15 protein-coding genes and 3 pseudogenes are annotated in these 18,791 nt (G+C 61.8%); 3 read left to right on the plus strand and 15 right to left on the minus strand.

Annotation, left to right across the window (positions count from 1 at the left end; translation table 11 throughout):
• The first annotated feature begins 78 nt into the window (after nucleotides 1-78).
• Entirely contained in the window at nucleotides 79-1,134 is a 1,056-nt protein-coding gene (locus tag AC1DUB_RS09615) for an IS630 family transposase (protein WP_477729371.1), read from the plus strand.
• On the opposite strand, the pseudogene AC1DUB_RS09620 reads toward AC1DUB_RS09615, so the two are convergent.
• From AC1DUB_RS09620 to AC1DUB_RS09675, 12 genes and pseudogenes are all read right to left on the minus strand, one after another.
• Nucleotides 1,135-1,587: pseudogene (locus AC1DUB_RS09620) on the minus strand (amino acid ABC transporter permease); the annotation flags it as partial.
• A gap of 123 nt (nucleotides 1,588-1,710) precedes the next feature.
• Nucleotides 1,711-2,511: a transporter substrate-binding domain-containing protein gene (locus tag AC1DUB_RS09625; protein WP_477729372.1), complete on the minus strand. Its 801-nt coding sequence runs from the start codon at nucleotides 2,509-2,511 to the stop codon at nucleotides 1,711-1,713.
• A gap of 131 nt (nucleotides 2,512-2,642) precedes the next feature.
• Entirely contained in the window at nucleotides 2,643-4,337 is a 1,695-nt protein-coding gene (locus AC1DUB_RS09630) for a phosphoethanolamine transferase (protein ID WP_477729373.1), read from the minus strand.
• A 192-nt stretch (nucleotides 4,338-4,529) separates the two neighbouring features.
• Nucleotides 4,530-4,652, minus strand: a pseudogene (locus tag AC1DUB_RS09635) (S-formylglutathione hydrolase); the annotation flags it as partial.
• A 5-nt stretch (nucleotides 4,653-4,657) separates the two neighbouring features.
• Nucleotides 4,658-4,765: pseudogene (locus AC1DUB_RS09640) on the minus strand (S-formylglutathione hydrolase); the annotation flags it as partial.
• Nucleotides 4,762-5,502, minus strand: coding sequence for an alpha/beta fold hydrolase (locus tag AC1DUB_RS09645; RefSeq protein WP_477729374.1), 741 nt, complete (start codon nucleotides 5,500-5,502; stop codon nucleotides 4,762-4,764). The pseudogene AC1DUB_RS09640 and the gene AC1DUB_RS09645, both read right to left, overlap by 4 nt.
• A gap of 171 nt (nucleotides 5,503-5,673) precedes the next feature.
• Nucleotides 5,674-6,783 (minus strand): S-(hydroxymethyl)glutathione dehydrogenase/class III alcohol dehydrogenase, encoded by a 1,110-nt coding sequence (locus AC1DUB_RS09650; RefSeq protein ID WP_477729375.1) that lies wholly within the window; start codon nucleotides 6,781-6,783, stop codon nucleotides 5,674-5,676.
• 226 nt (nucleotides 6,784-7,009) lie between these two features.
• A complete protein-coding gene (locus tag AC1DUB_RS09655; protein ID WP_477729376.1) occupies nucleotides 7,010-8,230 on the minus strand; it encodes a glycerophosphodiester phosphodiesterase in 1,221 nt (406 codons plus the stop codon).
• A 208-nt stretch (nucleotides 8,231-8,438) separates the two neighbouring features.
• The gene (gene dnaJ, locus AC1DUB_RS09660) at nucleotides 8,439-9,578 is read right to left on the minus strand and encodes a molecular chaperone DnaJ (protein ID WP_477729377.1); all 1,140 of its coding nucleotides are present in this window, start codon (nucleotides 9,576-9,578) and stop codon (nucleotides 8,439-8,441) included.
• 249 nt (nucleotides 9,579-9,827) lie between these two features.
• The gene (dnaK, locus tag AC1DUB_RS09665) at nucleotides 9,828-11,771 is read right to left on the minus strand and encodes a molecular chaperone DnaK (RefSeq protein ID WP_477729378.1); all 1,944 of its coding nucleotides are present in this window, start codon (nucleotides 11,769-11,771) and stop codon (nucleotides 9,828-9,830) included.
• A gap of 134 nt (nucleotides 11,772-11,905) precedes the next feature.
• Nucleotides 11,906-12,466, minus strand: coding sequence for a nucleotide exchange factor GrpE (gene grpE, locus AC1DUB_RS09670; RefSeq protein ID WP_477717495.1), 561 nt, complete (start codon nucleotides 12,464-12,466; stop codon nucleotides 11,906-11,908).
• Between the two features lie 281 nt (nucleotides 12,467-12,747).
• Nucleotides 12,748-13,449 (minus strand): GntR family transcriptional regulator, encoded by a 702-nt coding sequence (locus AC1DUB_RS09675; protein WP_477729379.1) that lies wholly within the window; start codon nucleotides 13,447-13,449, stop codon nucleotides 12,748-12,750.
• Between the two features lie 208 nt (nucleotides 13,450-13,657).
• Here AC1DUB_RS09675 and AC1DUB_RS09680 point away from each other — a divergent pair, with 208 nt between their 5' ends.
• Both AC1DUB_RS09680 and AC1DUB_RS09685 read left to right on the plus strand, forming a co-directional pair.
• The gene (locus AC1DUB_RS09680) at nucleotides 13,658-14,677 is read left to right on the plus strand and encodes a Bug family tripartite tricarboxylate transporter substrate binding protein (RefSeq protein ID WP_477729380.1); all 1,020 of its coding nucleotides are present in this window, start codon (nucleotides 13,658-13,660) and stop codon (nucleotides 14,675-14,677) included.
• A 63-nt stretch (nucleotides 14,678-14,740) separates the two neighbouring features.
• Nucleotides 14,741-15,928 carry a hypothetical protein gene (locus tag AC1DUB_RS09685; RefSeq protein WP_477729381.1) on the plus strand — a complete coding sequence of 396 codons (1,188 nt, stop codon included), beginning with the start codon at nucleotides 14,741-14,743 and terminating at the stop codon, nucleotides 15,926-15,928.
• Between the two features lie 98 nt (nucleotides 15,929-16,026).
• Here the strand turns inward: AC1DUB_RS09685 and AC1DUB_RS09690 are convergent, their stop codons facing one another.
• The 3 genes from AC1DUB_RS09690 to AC1DUB_RS09700 all read right to left on the minus strand — a co-directional run bounded on the left by AC1DUB_RS09690 (nucleotide 16,027) and on the right by AC1DUB_RS09700 (nucleotide 18,788).
• Nucleotides 16,027-16,350, minus strand: a complete 324-nt coding sequence (locus AC1DUB_RS09690; protein WP_477729382.1) for a winged helix-turn-helix transcriptional regulator — start codon at nucleotides 16,348-16,350, stop codon at nucleotides 16,027-16,029.
• 223 nt (nucleotides 16,351-16,573) lie between these two features.
• Nucleotides 16,574-17,029 (minus strand): MarR family winged helix-turn-helix transcriptional regulator, encoded by a 456-nt coding sequence (locus tag AC1DUB_RS09695; RefSeq protein ID WP_477729383.1) that lies wholly within the window; start codon nucleotides 17,027-17,029, stop codon nucleotides 16,574-16,576.
• 43 nt (nucleotides 17,030-17,072) lie between these two features.
• Nucleotides 17,073-18,788 carry an acyl-CoA dehydrogenase family protein gene (locus AC1DUB_RS09700; protein ID WP_477729384.1) on the minus strand — a complete coding sequence of 572 codons (1,716 nt, stop codon included), beginning with the start codon at nucleotides 18,786-18,788 and terminating at the stop codon, nucleotides 17,073-17,075.
• Nucleotides 18,789-18,791 lie beyond the last annotated feature (3 nt).

Below are 18,791 nucleotides of genomic sequence, written 5' to 3' on the forward strand. Positions count from 1 at the left end.
CTAGTGGACTGTAACGTTTAAAACCTAGTGGACTGTAACGTTTAAAACGGAAGTATCATTGTAGCCATGGAGGTTGCGATGAAACTGACCAAAAGCGAACGCATGGAACTTCAACAGCAAGCTGCAGCGAGGAACGCCCGAGCCGATTCGGCGCGCCATGCCCGGTTGATTCTGCTGCTGGCCGATGGGCTCACCTGGGCGGAGATTCGCGCCAAGCTGGACTGCAGCGACAGCTACATTGACCGGTGGAGCAAGCGCTTTGAGAGTGATCGCCTGGCCGGCCTGTTCGCTCGGCACGCCGGGCGCGAACGCTACAAGGTGACTGATCGCCTGGAGGCGCGTGTGCTGGCACGAACCACCAAACACAAGCCGGCTGACGGCTCCACGCACTGGTCGTCGCGCAAACTGGCCGCTGAACTGGGCGGCGATATCTCGCACATGACGGTGGCCCGAATCTGGGCCAAGCACGGCATCAAGCCGCATTTGCTGGAAGGCTATCTCACCTCCAACGATCCGGACTTTGAGACCAAGGCTGCCGATGTCATCGGGCTGTACCTGAACCCGCCTCAGAACGCCGTGGTGTTCAGTGTCGATGAGAAGACCGCGATTCAGGCGCTGGATCGGCTGGACCCGGTGCTGCCGCTGTCGCCGGGACGGGCCGAGCGTCACGGCTTTGAGTATTTCCGGCACGGCACGCTCTCCTTGTACGCGGCCTTCAATACCAAGACGGGTGAGGTGCTGGGCAAGACGGCTACTCGCCATACCTCGGCCGAGTTCGTCGCGTTTCTCACCGATATCGTGGCCAACCAGCCCAAGGGCAAAGAGATTCACGTCATCGCCGACAACCTCTCGGCCCACAAGACCAAGCACGTCGAGCAGTTCCTGGCCACGCACAGCAACGTTCATATGCACTTCACCCCGACGTACTCGTCCTGGCTCAACCAGGTGGAGTTGTGGTTTGCCAAGATCGAGCGCGATGTCATCGCCCGTGGCGTGTTCACGTCTTTGCCTGATCTGAAGCGAAAACTCATGCGCTACATCCGCCAGTACAACGAACAGCCAAAGCCAGTGAAGTGGAAGTACTGTGATCTTTCACGACGCATCACTCCCGATTCAATCGTTACAGTCCACTAGCAGGCTGGGAACGGCCAGGCGCAGGGCTTGCGGGCCGATGACATGGCGCAGCGTTTGTGCCTGCGTCAGCCCCAGGCTGCGGGCGGCGTTCCACTGCCCGTGTTCCACGCCGTTGATCGCACCACGAATGGTTTCGGACAGGTAAGCGCCGACGTTGAGGCTAAGCCCCAGAATGCCCGCCGTGATGGGGTCGAACTGGATGCCAATGCTGGGCAGGCCGAAGTAAATCACAAACAGCTGCACCAGCAGCGGCGTGCCGCGCATACAGCTGACGTACAGCGCTGCAAACTGCGCAAGGCCGGGCAGCTTGGCCAGTCGCGTGATGGCGACAAAGGTGCCGATGATGGCGCCAAAAAAGACCGACGCCACGGCCAGCAGCAGTGTCCATGCCGCGCCCTTGAGCATCAGTGGTAAAGCGTCTCCCAGCAACTGGGTCACAGCAGTCATGTCCATGGCAATCTCCGCAAATAAAAACCCCGGCTTTATGCCGGGGCGCTTCAGACATTGGGTGCGCTCGGAGCGCACGCGGAATGAATGTTACCGGGTTCTCACGGGATCTTGCAGGAGCTTACGAGCTTACTTGGCCACGGGTGGTTTGCTCACGTCGCGGTCAAACCATTTGTTGGAAATTTTGGCGAAGCTGCCGTCGGCCTGCAGATCAGCCAGCGCCTTGTCGATGGCGGCCTTGAACTTGGGGTTGTTCTTGACGAACGGAATGCCGGATTTCTCCAGTTCACCCACGGGCGCACCGGGCTTGAGGGGCAGCTTGGTCTGCTTGACGATATAGGGAATCAGCAGGCTGTCGTTCAGCGCCGCGTCAATGCGGCCCAAAGCCAGGTCCTGCAGGTATTCCTGCGCGCCCGGATAGGTTTTGATCTCGATGTCGCCTACCTTCCTGGCCATGTCGGCAAAGTTCGTGCCCTGGCCCAGGCCGAGCTTTTTGCCCTTGAGGTCAGCCAGCGTCTTGAACTCGCGCTTTTCGTCCTTGCGGATGATCAGCTGCGGGCTGGAAATGGTGTAGGGCTCGGAGAAATCAAAGGTTTCCTTGCGCTTGTCGGTGATCCCGACCTGGTTGATCACCACATCGTATTTGCCGGCCTGCAAGCCTGCGAGGATGGCGCTCCACTCGCTGGTGGTGAATTCGGCCTTGACGCCGAGCTTTTGCGCCAGCGCATTGGCGAGCTCCACTTCAAAACCCGCGAGCTTGTCGTTCTCTTTGTAGTTGAACGGCGGGTAAGTGCCTTCCAGCGCCACTTTCAGCGTGCCGCGCTGCTTCACGGTGTCCAGCAAATCGGCGGCATGCGCAATGCCGGCGCCCAGGGCCAGGGTGACAAGAAGTGTGGAGGCGAGCGCTTTGCGGATATTCATATTCTTCATTTGAATAATGTATTTTTAGTTGAGATGAAAATGAATATTAAACAGATGCGCAGCAAGTGGCGGCTGTTAGCCTAAAAACCCTATGCGGCGCTGGGATGATTCGTCTGGACGAATCAGGATGAATCAATGAATCAGGACGATTCAGTGCGCAACGTCTGCGCGTGCACACTGACGGGACCATGGTTGGCGCAGCCGGCATAGATATCGAGTGCGGGCTGGTAGACGCTGGTCTGCACCTTCATCAGGCCCAGCACCGAGTGAAAGTAATTGTCATGGCTCACCGGTGCATCGAGCTGCTGCTTGAGGCAGGCCGTGCTGATACTGCTGAGTTGCTCGAATTGCGGCGACAGCCAGGTGATCCAGGGCACGCGCTTTTGCACGTCGGGCGCCATCCCGTAGGGCATGCCATGCAGGTAAAGGTTGTTTTCGCCCAGGGACTCGCCGTGGTCGGCCACATACAGCATGGCGGGCGAGCTGTGCACCTCCTGCGTTTTAAGCCACCGAATGGCGGACCCCAGCAAATGGTCGGCGTAGACAATGCTGTTGTCATAGGCATTCATCAGTTCATCGCGCCCGCAGCTTTGCAGGGCGTTGTTGATGCATTCGGGCAAGAACTTCTTGAAGGCCGGTGGTGAACGCTGGTAGTAGGCCGGGCCGTGGCCGCCGATCTGGTGCATCACCACGACCACACCCCTGGCCCTGCGTTCTGCGGGCAGGGCAGCGATGCGCTCCTCCATGTTTTGCAGCATCACTTCATCAAAGCATTCCCCGCTGTCGCACAGGCCGGGCACTTTCAGGTTGGCGGTGTCCACACTGGCGACCCTGTCGCATACCCCTTTGCAGCCCGACTGATTGTCTATCCAGACCACGGCCAAGCCGGCATGCTGCAGGACGTCGAGCAGGCCTTCATAATTGGCAGGCCGTGAGTCATACGCTTCACGGCCAAAATTGGAAAACATACAGGGCACCGACACCGCCGTGCTGGTGCCGCAGGACCAGGCATTGCGCTGGCTGGCAATGTTTTCCCGGGCCAGCTCCGGTGTGGTGGCCCGCCGATAGCCATTGATCGCGAAATTGCCGCTGCGCGCGGTTTCACCCAGCACCAGCAGCAACAGAGGCGGTTTGGCGGCGGCCGCGCCGCTGGCAGCGAGCCTTGCGTCCTCGCCCAGGGGCAAGACGATGGATTCGTTGCGCTGGAAAGGCTGGGCCGCAACCCTTCCCAATGCGTAAAAGGAGTTGAGTGGATTGATCAGGTAGCGCACATGCGTGTAGTTGCGCATGACCGAAGCGATGCTCTGGAAGAACAGCATCACCACGAGCACCAGCACGGCGCATGCGGTGACCAGGGTCATCGCGTTGGAGAGCAGCTGGCGCACAGGACTTTGCGTCCGGATTTTTTGCCGCCACAGGAAATAGCCGGGCAAACCCGCCAGTGCCAGCACAGTCGCCGGCAGGTGCCAGTTCAGCAGGTCGCGGGTTTCGCGCGCGTCGGTTTGTAGTAGGTTGACCATCATGGTCTTGTCGATGACCACGCCATAGGCCAGCATGAAATAGGCGCCCAGGGCGGCAAACACCAGAAAGAGCGTGATGGCCGGCTTGAGGGTCCAGCGCCAGGCCAGCAGGCTGAGCAATGCGGCCGTCGACAGCGTGATCACCAGCGCCAGGGCCAGGCTGATGGTGAGGACCTCGCCCCTGCTCAGGTCGGGCAGGCGCGCGAGCTCACGCCACAGTGCGATGTTGCAAACGGTGGCGATCCAGAGACTGGACAGGATGACGATCCACAGCGGCCGAATACCCGCGCGCGCGCGCGTGGTGTTTGCAGGCATTGACCTGAACACCGGACTGAACGCGGACGCAGGGCCTGAAGGAAGAGGGAGCAGCGGCATAGCGCCGCAGTGTATTTGGGGCGACTTAAGAGACGCTTAAGGGATGCTAATAAGGGATGCCAAGGGGCTCTTGGGGGACTCTCAGGGGGACGCCAAGAGCTATCAGACAGGGTCGAAGGTGCCTGGAAAGGGCCCCGGGTGCCGGCGCAGGGTCAGCGGCTGCCCGCAGAGGCGCTGGCGGCTCGGCTTCAAACAGCTGGGGTGCAACTGCTCGGCCAGGATTTTGTCGGCCAGGCTCTGGTCCATCAGGATGCCGCCAACACCGAGAAGCGCATCGGCAGGCCGATCTCGCGCGAGGCGTGCTCGTGAAAGCTTTGCGTGCCGTCGAAGCAGCGGTGTTCGGAGAGGGTCTTCAGGCTGTCGGTCATCGGCCGATGTTGCCATGCACGAGGTCGCGGACGGCATCGACGAAGGCCTGCGGTTTTTCCTGCGGCAGGTTGTGGCCGGCGCCCTGCACGACGCGGTGCTCGTGCCGGCCGATGAAATGGTGGCCGAGGTCGGTGGTGCCGCCGACCGGCATCACGCCGTCATCGGTGCCGTCGAAGGTGATGCTCGGCACGCTGATGTCCGGCAGCTCAGCGAGGCGGGCTTGCAAAGCCGCGTACGCCGGATCGCCGGCCACCAGCCCATGGCGATGGCGGTAGGAGTGGATCACGATGTCGACGAAGTCGGGGTTGTCGAAGGCGGCTGCGCTGCGCTCGTAGGTCGCGTCGTCGAAGGGCCAGATCGGCGACCACATGCGCCACAGCAGCTTGCACAGCGCGCGCCGGTTCTGCGCCAGCCCGGCGCGGCCGCGTTCGGCATGGAAGTAGTACTGGTACCAGTACCGCGCCTCGTTTTCTGGCGCAACGGGCTGTTTCGCCGCGGCGATGTTCTGGATCTTGTAGCTGTTGACCGAGATCAGGCCGGCGCAGCGCTCGGGCCACAGCGCCGCGGCCACGCAAGCTGCGGTTCCGCCCCAATCGTAGCCTGCGAGCACCGCGCGCGGGATGGCCAGCGCATCGAGCAAGTCCCGCACGTCGGCGCCGATCGCGGCCTGCTCGCCCGAGCGCGGCGTGTTTGCATCGACGAACTGGGTCGGGCCGAAGCCGCGCAGGTAGGGCACGACGACGCGGCAGCCTCGGCCGCGAGCTGCGGCGCCACCTCGACGTAGGACTGCACGTCATAGGGAAAGCCGTGCAGCAGCAGCACCGGCGGCCCGTCGGACGGCCCGCTTTCATGGAAGGCGACCTTGAGTACGCCGGCCTGCACGCGGCGCAGGCTGCCCAGAGCGTTTTCATTCATAGAGCACCACTCCCCGGATCGACTCGCCGCGCTTCATCAGGTCGAAGCCCTTGTTGATGTCTTCCAGCGGCATGGTGTGGGTGATCAGGTCGTCGATGTTGATCTTGCCCTCCATGTACCAGTCGACGATCTTCGGCACGTCGGTGCGCCCACGCGCGCCGCCGAAGGCCGAGCCCTCCCATTTGCGGCCGGTGACCAGCTGGAAGGGGCGCGTGCTGATTTCCGCACCGGCCTCGGCCACGCCGATGATGATGCTGCGGCCCCAGCCCTTGTGGGTGCACTCCAGCGCCTGGCGCATGACTTTCGTGTTGCCAATGCATTCAAAGCTGTAGTCGGCGCCGCCGTCGGTCAGTTGCACGATGGCATCGACAATATTCTCATGGTCTTTCGGGTTCAGGAAGTGGGTCATGCCAAACTTGCGGGCCATGGCTTCCCGCGCCGGGTTCAGGTCAATGCCAATGATCTTGTCGGCGCCCACCATCTTCGCGCCCTGGACCACGTTCAGGCCGATACCGCCCAGGCCGAACACCACCACGTTGGCGCCGGCTTCCACCTTGGCCGTGAAGATCACCGCGCCTATGCCGGTGGTCACGCCGCAGCCGATGTAGCAGACCTTGTCAAACGGCGCGTCCTCGCGGATTTTGGCCAGCGAGATCTCGGGCGCGACGGTGTAGTTGCTGAAGGTGGAGGTGCCCATGTAGTGGAAGATGGGTTGGCCGTCCAGGCTGAAGCGGCTGGTGGCGTCGGGCATCAGGCCCTTGCCCTGCGTGCCGCGGATCAGCTGGCAGAGATTGGTTTTTCGCGAGAGGCAGAACTTGCACTGGCGGCATTCTGGCGTGTAGAGCGGAATGACGTGGTCGCCCTTCTTGAGCGTGGTCACGCCCGGGCCGACATCCACCACGATGCCCGCGCCTTCGTGGCCCAGGATGGCCGGGAAGATGCCTTCCGGGTCGGCGCCCGACAGCGTGTAGTAGTCGGTGTGGCAAATGCCGGTGGCCTTGATCTCGACCAGCACCTCGCCGAACTTCGGGCCTTCGAGGTCGACGGTTTCAATGGTGAGGGGCTGGCCTGATTTCCAGGCGACGGCGGCTTTGGTTTTCATGGTGATGGGGCTTGCGTTGGGGGTGAGCGGAGGGGCGTTGCAGTGCGTAAGGCACTATAAGCCAGTCCCCCGGCCCGGGGCCTGAAAGGTGTTGCATTTTGAGAAAACCCGGGGCGGCGCCGGCCCTCAAAAAAGAAAATGCCGCCTGGCTCCCAGAAAGGGAGCGCAAGCGGCCATCGATGAATGAGAGAGCCGGCAAGCAAAGGCTTGCCGGTCGGGGCGGGCCTTACCGGCCGGCTTCTTTCAGGTACTGCGTACGCGCGGCGATGGCGGTGTCGGTGAAGTCGGTGAACACGCCGTCCACGCCGGCGCGGTAGAACGCCAGGTACTCATTGGCGCCATCGCCCTTGTAGTCGGCTGCCAGGCGGCGCGACTCGTTGCGGAAGGTGAAGGGATGGACAAACAGGCCGGCCTTGTGGGCGTCTGCAATGAGGCTGGTGGCCTGGGTTGAGGTGGCATCGGCATCGTTGACCTTGCCGTCGCCATTGATGTCCATTGCCTTGCCGTTCGCGCCCATCGTGCCCTTGATGCCGATGATGAAACGCTTCCAGGGGCCGATGCCATCGGCATAGGTCTTGATCTCGGCCAGGCCCGCAGGCGTGACCATGGCGTCAAAAAAGCGTTTGTCGCCCGCCTTGGTCCAGTCATAAGGGCGGTCGCTCGGTACGGCAAAGGTGACAGTGCCGGTTTTCATGTCAACGCCATCGCCGTCGATCAGCTGGATCAGGCGCGTGTTCAGGCCCTTGCTTTTCATGTACTTCAGGCTGCCGGGCTCGAACGACTGCACGTAGATGGGCGCGGTCTTTCTGTTCCAGCCGGCGGCGTTGATGATCGCGATCAGCTTGTCTTCCAGCGGCAGGCCCAATTCGCGGAAATAGGTCGGGTTTTTGGTTTCCGGGTAGATCGCAATCGTGCGGCCGGTCTTGATGGATTGGGCTTTGGCCAGATCCACCACGTCCTGGAAGGTCGGCACCTTGTACTGGCCGTTGAACTGCTGGGGGCGCTCGGCATCGGTCGAGATGGCGCCCAGCGTCCGGATTTCGGCCAGCGTGAAGTCGTTGCTGAACCAGCCGGTCTGCGTCTCGCCGTCTACCTGGATAGTCTTTTTGCGTGAGGAAAATTCGGGGTGTCTGGCCACGTCGGTGCTGATGGCCAGGTTGGGGTCATGGCGGGTGATCAGTACACCGTCTTTGGTCGAGACCAGGTCCATCTCGATCACATCGGCGCCGAGTTCAATGGCGCGCACGTAGGCTTCCAGCGTTTCTTCCGGTACATAGCCCGAAGCGCCGCGGTGGGCAATCACCAGAGGCGCCCTGCCATCGAGTGTGGGCGGGCCGGCGCTGGGGTGTGTGCCCGGCATGCTGCAGGCGCCCAGCATGACGCTGGCGCCTGCCAGTGTGAGCCAGCCGATGTATTGCCGTGTGAGAGTTTTTGTCGATATCGCCATGACGTCCTTCCCTGGTTAAAAGGGTGATCGTAGGCGCGGTATGACGACAGCGGTGTGACAGTCACGAGGCGTTGCAGATACGCATTCGCAGGAGACCCCATGAAAAATGCCGGAACAAGTCCGGCATGTGGGCGCGGCAGGGCGGGGGCGGGATCTGAAGTCAGCCGCTGCAGCCGACGCCTGGGTCGCGCCGGCGATGGGCGATGGATTAGGCGCTGAAGAAGTTCTTCAGTTTGTCGGCCCAGCCCTCTTCGCTGGGCGAATGCCTGGCGCCGCCTTTTTTCAGCGATTCGTCGAGTTCCTTGAGCAGCTTGCGCTGGTGCTCTGTCAGCTTCACCGGCGTTTCCACCGTGATGTGGCAGTACAGGTCCCCGGGATAGCTGGAGCGCACGCCCTTGATCCCCTTGCCGCGCAGCCGGAACTGCTTGGCGGCCTGGGTGCCTTCCGGAATGTCGATCGCGGCCTTGCCAGCCAATGTGGGCACTTCGATCTCTCCGCCCAGCGCCGCGGTGGTGAAGCTGATTGGTACCGCGCAGTGCAGGTCGTCGCCATCGCGCTCAAAAATCTCGTGCTTCTTGATCCGGATTTCGATGTACAGGTCACCGGGCGGGCCGCCATTGGTGCCCGGTTCGCCGTTGCCGGTGGAACGGATGCGCATGCCGTCATCGATGCCCGCCGGGATCTTGACTTCCAGCGTTTTGTTGTTCTTGGTCTTGCCAACGCCGTGGCAGGCCACGCAGGGTTCGGGAATCAATTTGCCCGTGCCCTTGCATTGCGGGCAGGTCTGCTGCACGCTGAAAAAGCCCTGGCGCATCTGCACCACACCGTGGCCATGACAGGTCGTGCAGGTCACCACTTTGGTGCCGGGCTTGGCGCCCGAACCGTGGCAGGTGCTGCAGTCGTCCCAGCTGGGAATGCGGATCTGGGCTTCCTTGCCATGGGCTGCTTCTTCCAGCGTGATTTCCATCGCGTAGCTCAGGTCGCCGCCACGGTACACCTGGCGGCCGCCGCGTTGATGCCCGCCGCGCTGGCCACCGAACACATCGCCGAAGATGTCGCCGAACGCCTCGGCGAACCCGCCAAAGCCTTCCGCCCCAGGGCCGCCGCCCCGCATATTGGGGTCCACACCCGCATGGCCGTACTGGTCGTAGGCCATGCGTTTGTTTTCGTCGGAAAGCACCTCGTAGGCCTCTTTGGCTTCCTTGAATTTTTCTTCGGAAATCTTGGTGTCACCCTGGTTGCGGTCAGGATGGTGCTTCATCGCGAGCTTGCGATACGCTTTCTTGATGTCGTCGTCGCTGGCGTTCTTGGGGACGCCTAGCGTGTCGTAATAGTCTTTTTTGGCCATGGCAGGTGGGTCAGGAAATCTTCGTTAACAGGGTTCTTGGGCTGTCAATCACAACAGTGCACAAAACAACAGGGCACAAAACAACGGTGCACAAACGGGGCGGACGAGGCAAACGCCGGAATCGGTTGGCGCTGCATGAACGGGCCGAAAACGCAAAAGCGGAAATCCCGGATTGCTCCTGGTTTCCGCCTTGCAGCATGCAGTTATCGCGCCAATTCAGGGCCGCCTGTCGTCAGGTCTTGTTTCTTGTCAGCCCTTTTTGACTTCCTTGACTTCGGCGTCCACCACGTTGTCGTCGGCCGGTTTGGCATGGGCCTGCTCGGCACCTGCCCCGCCTGCCGCTGCGTCAGCGCCAGCTGCCTGGGATGACTGCATGTCGGCGTACATTTTTTCGCCCAGCTTCTGGCTGGCTTCCATCAGGGCCGTGTTCTTCGCTTCAATGGCGGCCTTGTCGTCGCCCTTGAGTGCTTCTTCCATGTCCTTGATGGCGGCCTCGATTTTTTCCTTCTCGCCGGCTTCCAGCTTGTCGCCGTACTCGCCCAGCGATTTCCGCACGCTGTGCACCATGGCTTCGGCATTGTTCTTGGCCTGCACGAACTCGACTTTTTTCTTGTCTTCTTCGGCGTTCAGTTCGGCATCCTTCACCATCTGCTGGATTTCGGCTTCAGACAAACCGGAGTTGGCCTTGATGGTGATCTTGTTTTCCTTGCCGGTGCCCTTGTCCTTGGCGCCGACGTGCAGGATGCCGTTGGCGTCGATGTCGAAGGACACTTCAATCTGCGGCGTGCCGCGCGCTGCCGGCGGGATGCCTTCGAGGTTGAATTCGCCCAGGGCCTTGTTGCCCGAGGCGATTTCACGTTCGCCCTGGAACACCTTGATGGTCACGGCCGGCTGGTTGTCTTCAGCCGTCGAGAAAGTCTGTGCAAACTTCGTCGGGATGGTCGTGTTTTTCTTGATCATCTTGGTCATCACGCCGCCCATGGTTTCGATACCGAGGGAGAGCGGGGTGACGTCGAGCAGCAACACGTCGGTGCGGTCGCCCGACAGCACCTGGCCCTGGATGGCAGCACCTACCGCCACCGCTTCGTCGGGGTTCACGTCCTTGCGGGGCTCCCGGCCGAACAGTTCCTTGACCTTTTCCTGGACCTTGGGCATACGGGTCTGGCCACCCACCAGGATCACGTCATGGATGTCGGAAATCGACACGCCGGCGTCCTTGATGGCGACGCGGCAAGGGGCGATCGTGCGCTCGATAAGTTCGTCGACCAGGCTTTCCAGCTTGGCGCGGGTCATCTTGATGTTCAGGTGCTTGGGGCCCGAAGCGTCGGCGGTGATGTAGGGCAGGTTGATGTCGGTCTGCGCGCTGTTCGAGAGCTCGATCTTGGCTTTTTCGGCGGCTTCTTTCAGGCGCTGCAGCGCCAGCACGTCTTTCGACAGGTCAACGCCTTGCTCTTTCTTGAACTCGCCGATGATGTGGTCAATGATGCGCTGGTCGAAGTCTTCGCCGCCCAGGAAGGTGTCGCCATTGGTGGACAGCACTTCAAACTGCTTCTCGCCGTCGACATCGGCGATCTCGATGATGGAGATGTCGAAGGTGCCGCCGCCCAGGTCATAGACAGCAATCTTGCGGTCGCCCTTTTCCTGCTTGTCCAGGCCGAAGGCCAGGGCCGCTGCCGTGGGCTCGTTGATGATGCGTTTGACGTCCAGGCCGGCAATGCGCCCGGCGTCTTTGGTGGCCTGACGCTGGCTGTCGTTGAAATAGGCCGGCACGGTGATCACGGCTTCGGTGACAGGCTCGCCAAGGTAGTCCTCAGCGGTCTTTTTCATTTTGCGAAGAATGTCCGCGCTGACCTGCTGGGCTGAAATCTTCTTGCCGCGCACTTCGACCCAGGCATCGCCGTTGTCGGCCGCCGCGATCTTGTAGGGCATCAGGTTGATGTCTTTCTGGACCTCTTTTTCGGTGAACTTGCGGCCGATCAGGCGCTTGATGGCGTACAGCGTGTTCTTGGCGTTGGTGACTGCCTGGCGCTTGGCCGAAGCACCGACCAGTACTTCACCGTCTTCCTGGTAAGCGACGATGGATGGCGTGGTGCGGGCACCTTCCGAGTTTTCAATGACGCGGGGCGTGTTGCCTTCCATGATGGACACGCAGCTGTTGGTGGTGCCCAGGTCGATGCCGATGATTCTTCCCATGATTTACTCCTGCTTTTTTGATTCGTTGACGATTGGATAGTGGTGTGGCTGATGGCTCAGTCGCTGTGAATGACCATGTTGATGACTTGTGGATAACTTGTACGACTTCAAGTGCCTCAGTCTGATTTATGCGTTTATTTCGGCGCGGTTACCGTGACCAGGGCAGGGCGCAGCACCCGGTCGGAAATCAGGTAGCCTTTTTGCAGCACACTGACCACGGTGTTGGCTTCCTGCTCGGCCGGCACCATGCTGATCGCCTGATGCTGGTGCGGGTCGAACCGGCTGCCGCTGGTGGGGTTGATTTCCACGACCTTGTTGCGCTCGAGGGCGGTTTTGAGCTGCTTGAGCGTGGCGTTCGCACCCTCGTGGATCTGTTCGGGCGTGGCGTCCTTGTGCGCCAGGCCGGCCTCCAGGCTGTCGATGACGGGAAGCAGGCTTTCCGCAAAGCTTTCGAGGGCGAATTTGCGCGCCTTGGCAATTTCGTCTTCAGCGCGGCGGCGGGCATTTTCCGTCTCGGCCTTGGCGCGCAGGTAGCTGTCGGCCAGGTCGGTGTTTTTGGCCTGCAGGGTGGCCAGTTCAGCCTGGGCTTGGGTCAGTGCATCAAACTCGTTGGCGGCTTGGGCGGCTTCCAGCTCTTCGGGACTCGGAGCTCCGGTAAGTGGTTGATTTTGCTCGGGTTGGGTATTTTCAGACATGCTCGAAGACAAGGTTTAAGCTAACAAGCGGGTTAGCTGGGGGTTACAAAGCCCTTTTCAAGACAAGGGATTCAGTTTTAGGGCCGAAATTTTGGCGATGTGGCGGGCGCGGCCCCGTTCCGGGTGGCCCATCCTTGATCCGCTGCTTCAGCGGGGCTGCCGGGAATTGTAATTGCCAGGCGGGCGGCAGCGGCAAAGTTCCGGTTTGTGCCCGGTTTGGACGTGTGCGCGCCATGCGAACAAAGCCCCTTCACCTGAAAAACGGGTCGATGCCGCAGGGCTCAGCCGGATGAAGGTTTTTGCATTCGCATGATCAGTTCACGCTTGTTGTCGCGGCTGCGGTGGGCATGCTCGCGCATCAGGGCTTCGGCACGTCCGCCTTCACCCGCGAGCAGCGCAGCCAGTACGTCTTCATGGTCGCTTTGCGCCCGCGCGATGAACCCGAATTCAAGCAGCGGCAGCATGCCGTTGAGGCTCAGGGCGCCGGCGCCGGCCATGGGTGTCTTGCTCACATGGGCCAGCGCAGAGGTGAGGGTGCTGTTGCCGGCGGCCCGCACCAGTGCATTGTGAAACCGCGCATTCATGGGCACCCAGCGGGCCGCGTCAATGACATGGCCGGCGGCTTGGGCGTGTTGCAGCAGCAGCCGGCCTTCGTCCACGCAGGCCTGCAATTCGTCCCGGACGCTGGCCTTCAGGCCGCGCTCGGCCACCGTTCTGGCGGCCATTCCTTCGAGCACGCCACGCACATCGACGGCGTTGGCGATTTCGTCGACCGTGAACTGGCGAACCCGAAAGCCGCGGGTGGGCAGGCGCTCGAGCAAGCCTTCCTTTTCCAGTTCGCCGAGCGCGATGCGGATCGGGGTGCGCGACACCGCCAGCTGCGCCGACAGCTCCAGCTCAACCATGCGATTCCCGGGGGCCACCTCGCCACTGAGGATTTTTCGCCTCAGTTCACGGGTGGTGTAGTCAATCTGGGATGACATCGGCGGGCCTTCATGAAAGTGCGGTGTGGGGCGGAAGTCGCCCTACTGAGAAAAGGAAACCAAGGCATTATTGCATGCAATAAATCGAAAAATAAGGGTTTAACCCGATAATATCGCTGTTATTGCATGCAAAAATATAAGTCATCTAAGAATATTTGATGCTCGCCTGGGCCCAGCCCAGTGATTACCAGTCCTTCCGGAAGACGCCATGACCCCGCCCCCTGTCAAACTGCTGCAACTCCCGTTCAAATCCATCATCCGCCTGGCCTGGGTTTGTGGTGTGGCGCTGGCCACGCTCGTGCCTGCCGTGCAGGGCCAGCCGGTCGCCGCTTATCCCAACAAGCCCATCAGGCTGATTGTTCCGTTTCCTGCCGGTGGTGGTGGCGACACCCTGGCGCGCCTGGTCATGCTGCGCGCCGCCAAAGAACTTGGCCAGGCCATCGTGGTGGAAAACCTCGGGGGTGCGGGCGGTAATGTAGGCAGCGCCACCGCTGCGAAAGCCCCTGCTGATGGCTATACCCTGCTGTACGGCACCAACGGTACGCATGCCATCAACCATGCCATCTACAAGTCGCCGGGGTTTGATYCGGTGCGCGATTTTGAACCGGTGAGCCAGCTCACACGCATTGCCGCCATGGTGGTGGTCAGGCCCACGCTGCAGGTCAACTCGATGGCCGAACTCACCCAACTGCTCAAAGCCCACCCCGGCAAATACACGTTCGGTTCCGCGGGCAATGGCACCACGTCACACCTCGCGGGTGAAATCTACAAATCCCGTGCGGGGCTGGCTGTCGTCCACATTCCCTACCGCGGCGGTGCGCAGGCCATGACCGACCTGATCGGCGGACAGGTGGACCTGATGATTGAAGTGATGCCCAATGCGGCGCCACAGGCCAAAAGCGGGCGCGTCAAGCCCCTGGCCGTGACCACTGGCACGCGCGTTGCCGGCTGGCCCGATCTGCCCACCGTTGCCGAGTCGGGTCTCCCGGGCCTGGACGTCAGCGCCTGGGACGCGATCTTTGTACCGGCCGGCACACCGCGGCCTGTGGTTGATCGCCTCAACCTGGCTATTCATAAAGCGCTGGCCGACCCTGAACTGCGCAACCAGCTGCAGTCACGCGGGGCCGAAGTGGCGCCTGGCACACCCGAAGAGCTGGCCCGGCACATGGCCAGCAGCCGGATGCTCTGGGGCGATGCCGTCAGACGTTCGGGTGCTGCGCTTGACTGAGCCTTTATTCCTTGATTGATTCCCTGTATTCCGTTCGGACCTGATTGCCAGGAAACCTTCTCCATGAAACCTTCTTACTCCGAAATCGCATCTTCCGGCCGCGCTGCGGGCGACCTGTTGGCTGGATTGCCGCAGCCCCTGAATCCCGCCATCACGCAGACAAAAAATTATTTTGCCGCGCTGGAGAATTTTCAGCGCACCTTTGCCTTCAGGCAGGGCGACAAAGTGCTGTTGCTGACCGACCCACTGCTCGATACGCGGGTGGCCGATGCTGTCATGGGCCTGGCGCGCGCGCGTGGCGCGACGGTACGGCAGTACATGGAAACCACCAGCCAGGTGACCGAGGTGCCCGAGTCGGTCAAGGTGCTGGTGGCCGAGGCCGACTTTGTGGTGTCGACCTGGTTCTGTTCGATTTTCGATCCGTTTTTTATTGCCCGGCGCGCGGCGGGCCAGCGCTGGGTCAAGATCACGTATTTCCGCGATCTCGATCTGCTGCATACACCGCAGGCGCGTTTTCCGGCGGAGTTGATCGGCGAAATCATTCGCGCCACAGCCAGGCGTTATCCGGCCGGCCAGGATTTCACGGTAAAGTTTTCAGATGTGCGGGGCAGCGATTTTTCCATTCAATACACGCCCGAGATGCGCGAGTTGCTGCTCGCCCACAACCGCTGGCGCGGCAAAATGTTTGCCGACGAGCCGGGTTGCTATGTGCATTACCTGCCCACCCATGGCCCCAACCTGTGGGACCGCACGGCGCATCGCAATGACGCACAGGCGCCGGTTGCAATGTCGGGCACGTTTTACCCCCAGTGGGCGGTTGGATTTGAAAAACCGTTCGAGGGACGCATAGGCTGCCGGTTTGAAAGTGACACCATTGTGGAAGTCACGGGCGAATGCCGCGAGGCCGGCATCCTGCGCGAAATGCTGGTGGGCGGCCGGTTGATCGAGCTGGGTTGCGGTTTCAATCCGAAGGCGCCGCGCCACACGATCTACCCCGCCGGCTCCAACGCCCCGGGAGCGCTTCACTTTGGCATTGATCTGGCGCGCCCAAGCGACTACATATTGCGCACCATGCCCCAGTGGGAGGAGCCGCCCGTTCACATGGATCTGGTCGCGCTGGACAGCACGGTGACGGTGGGGGACGAGCCGCTGATCGACGGCGGTTTTTTATGTGGGCTGCGTGACCCGGCCGTCAGGGCGGCGGCTGAAAAATTTGGCAACCCTGTCGAGCTGCTGGAAACCGCCGTCTGAATTGCGGGGTCAACACGGGGGAAGGCGCACGGCCTGCCTCGTCAAGGCTCGTTGAGGCGCCGTGGACGCGCCGCGCGCAAGGCCTGTTGCAAGGCCTGTTATTTCTTCTTGATGACGCTGACTTTGGTCTGGTTGACGACCCACTTGCCGGCAAACGCCTGCAGGTCGTTCAGGCGCTTGAGCAGGTCGGCGCCCAGCGTGGTCACCGTGTAGCCATCGCTGCCGTGGCCGAGCAGGCCGGCGGCACGCAATTCCTTGATCCGGGTGTTGAGGGTGTTGGGAGTGATGCTGCCAATGCTGTCTTGCAGAAGGCGGAACGTCTGGGGGTGGCCGTCTTTCAGGGCCCACAGCACGCGCAGTGCATAGCGTGCTTCCAGCAGTTCAAGCAACTGGCTGACAGCTGCATTTTCTTTGGCGCTCATTGTTATCTCCTCTGGTCACAATCGGGTCACGGTCAGGCTGCGGCAGCCTGGCAAGCAAAAAGCTTGCGCCAAATATAACGCAATTTCTGCGCTGCTACTAGTTTTATAGCTACCTATGCCCGTACAGTTTAGCCTTGCAGCCGAAAAGACTTGAAAAGTTGCGGCGAATGCGCTTGCGTTTGTGTTTTCCGGCACGGCATGCCAGGCGGCCGGCTTCCAGGCATCACAGATAGATTTTCTGCAGCAGGCGGAGCAGGGTTTTGCGCTCTGCCGCCGTCAGGCGGGCGGCGGCGTCGGACTCCAGCTCCTGCGCCGTGCGTTCCGCGTCGTGCATCAGTTCCTGTCCGCTGGCGGTCAGGTGCAGGCCCACCGCCCGGCCATCGTTGGGATGGGGCTGGCGGGTCAGCAGTGAGCGGTTTTCGAACGACTTGATCATGCCCACCAGATTGGGCGGCTGGATGTTGAGCGTCGCGCAAAGCTGGCGTGACGTGATGCCGGGGTTGTGATGAATGAGGGAAAGGACCGAAAAGTCCACGGGTCGCAACCCATAGACGGCCATTTGTTTCAGGAATGCGTCGATGATGACCAGCGCCGCGCGCCGTGCGTTGTAACCGATCAGGCCTTCCAGGTAGGTGGTCTTGACCTTTTCGACGGCGGGGGCGGGAGATTTTTCGGGCATGAGCTTGAAGGTGAAGAAGGTTCCGGCCGGTTCAGTTTCAGATTTACGTGGTGTCCAGCCTGTCCCTGATGATACGCATGCGCATGTCGAATTCCGGGAGCACCCAGCGGCGCAGGGCAGTTGCGGGCGCCGTCCAGCGCCCGGCATCGTCGCCGGAGGCCGGAGGCGTCACGGCTGATTCGATCTGGCTCCAGGCCCAGCCCAGCAGTGCCAGTGTGAGCGCGCGCAGGTAGTCGTCTGCAACCCAGTAGGGCAGTTCGGGGCTGCCGGGAGCGGCCTGCGCCAGTTCAGAAGCGAGCAGGCGCAGCCCGGCGAAGCGGCCCAACAGCTCGGCGTGCGCGGCGTTACCGGCATCCAGTTCGTCACCCAGCTCCTGCAGCAGCGCTAACAGGGCCGCGCCACCATCCGGCAACACTTTGCGCACCAGCAGGTCAATGGCCTGGACCTCGTTCGTGCCTTCGTAGATCATGGTCACGCGCGAGTCGCGCACGATCTGCTCGATCCCCCATTCCTTCACGTAGCCATGGCCGCCGAATACCTGCAGGCATTCGCTGGCGCCGTGGAAGGCCTGGCTGGTGAGTGCGGCTTTGAGCACTGGCGTGACCAGGCTGCACCAGCGCTGGGCGCTGCCCCGGCGCGCGGCATCGGGATGGTGCCTGGCGATGTCGAGTTCGATGCCGGTCTTGTAGGCCAGCAGGCGGCCGCCGTCGATCCAGGCGCGTTGGGTGTCCAGGATGCGGCGGATGGCGGGATGCCCGGCAATCAAATCAGCAGCCTCGGCACTTTTGCGCGGGCCGGGTACGCGCATCTGCCGGCGCTCACGGGTGTAGGCGTCGGCTTTCTGCCATGCGGCGTCGAGCAGGCCGATGCCCTGCAGCGCCACATGCAGCCGGGCGGCGTTCATCATCACGAACATGGCGTTCAGGCCACGGCCGGGCTCGCCGACGATCCAGCCTGTGGCGTCATCAAAGCGCATGACGCAGGTGGGGCTGCCGTGCAAACCCATCTTTTCCTCGATGCGTTCGCAATGCACCGGGCTGGGCGTGCCATCCGGCATGAATTTCGGCACCACGAACAGCGACAGGCCTTTCGGGCCGGGTGGCGCATCGGGCAAACGGGCCAGCACCAAGTGCACGATATTGTCGGTCAGGTCATGCTCTCCGCCGGAGATGAAGATTTTGGTGCCGCTGAGCATGAAACTGCCATCGGGCTGCGGCATGGCCTTGGTGCGCAGCAGGCCGAGGTCGCTGCCCGCGTGGGGTTCCGTCAGGCACATGGTCGCCAGCCATTCGCCGGTGGCGATTTTGGTCAGGTAACGCGCCTTCAGGTCGTCGCTGCCATGGTGCTTCAGGCACTCGTAGGCGCCGTGCAGCAGGCCCGGCGCCATGGTCCAGCCGTGGTTGGCGGCGCTGAGCATTTCATAGAGCACGGCTTCAAGCAGGGCGGGCAGGCCCTGGCCGCCATCTTCGGGCGCGCACGCCAGCGCGGGCCAACCCGCTTGCCAGAAAGCCTGGTAAGCGTCCTTGAACCCTGGCGGTGCGATGACCGTCCCGTCGACAAACTTGCAGCCGATGGCATCACCGACGCCTTGCAGGGGCGCGACCTCTTGCGTGACGAATTTCCCCGCCTCGTCCAGCACCTGCCGCATCAGCTCGATATCGCAGTCCGCATGGGGCTCAAGCGCCTGCAGCTGCGCAGGGGCCTTGAGCACATCGTGAAGAATGAAGCAGATATCGTGCAGATGGGGCTGGTAGTTCATGCG

The organism is Polaromonas sp. P4_F9 (assembly GCF_056401235.1).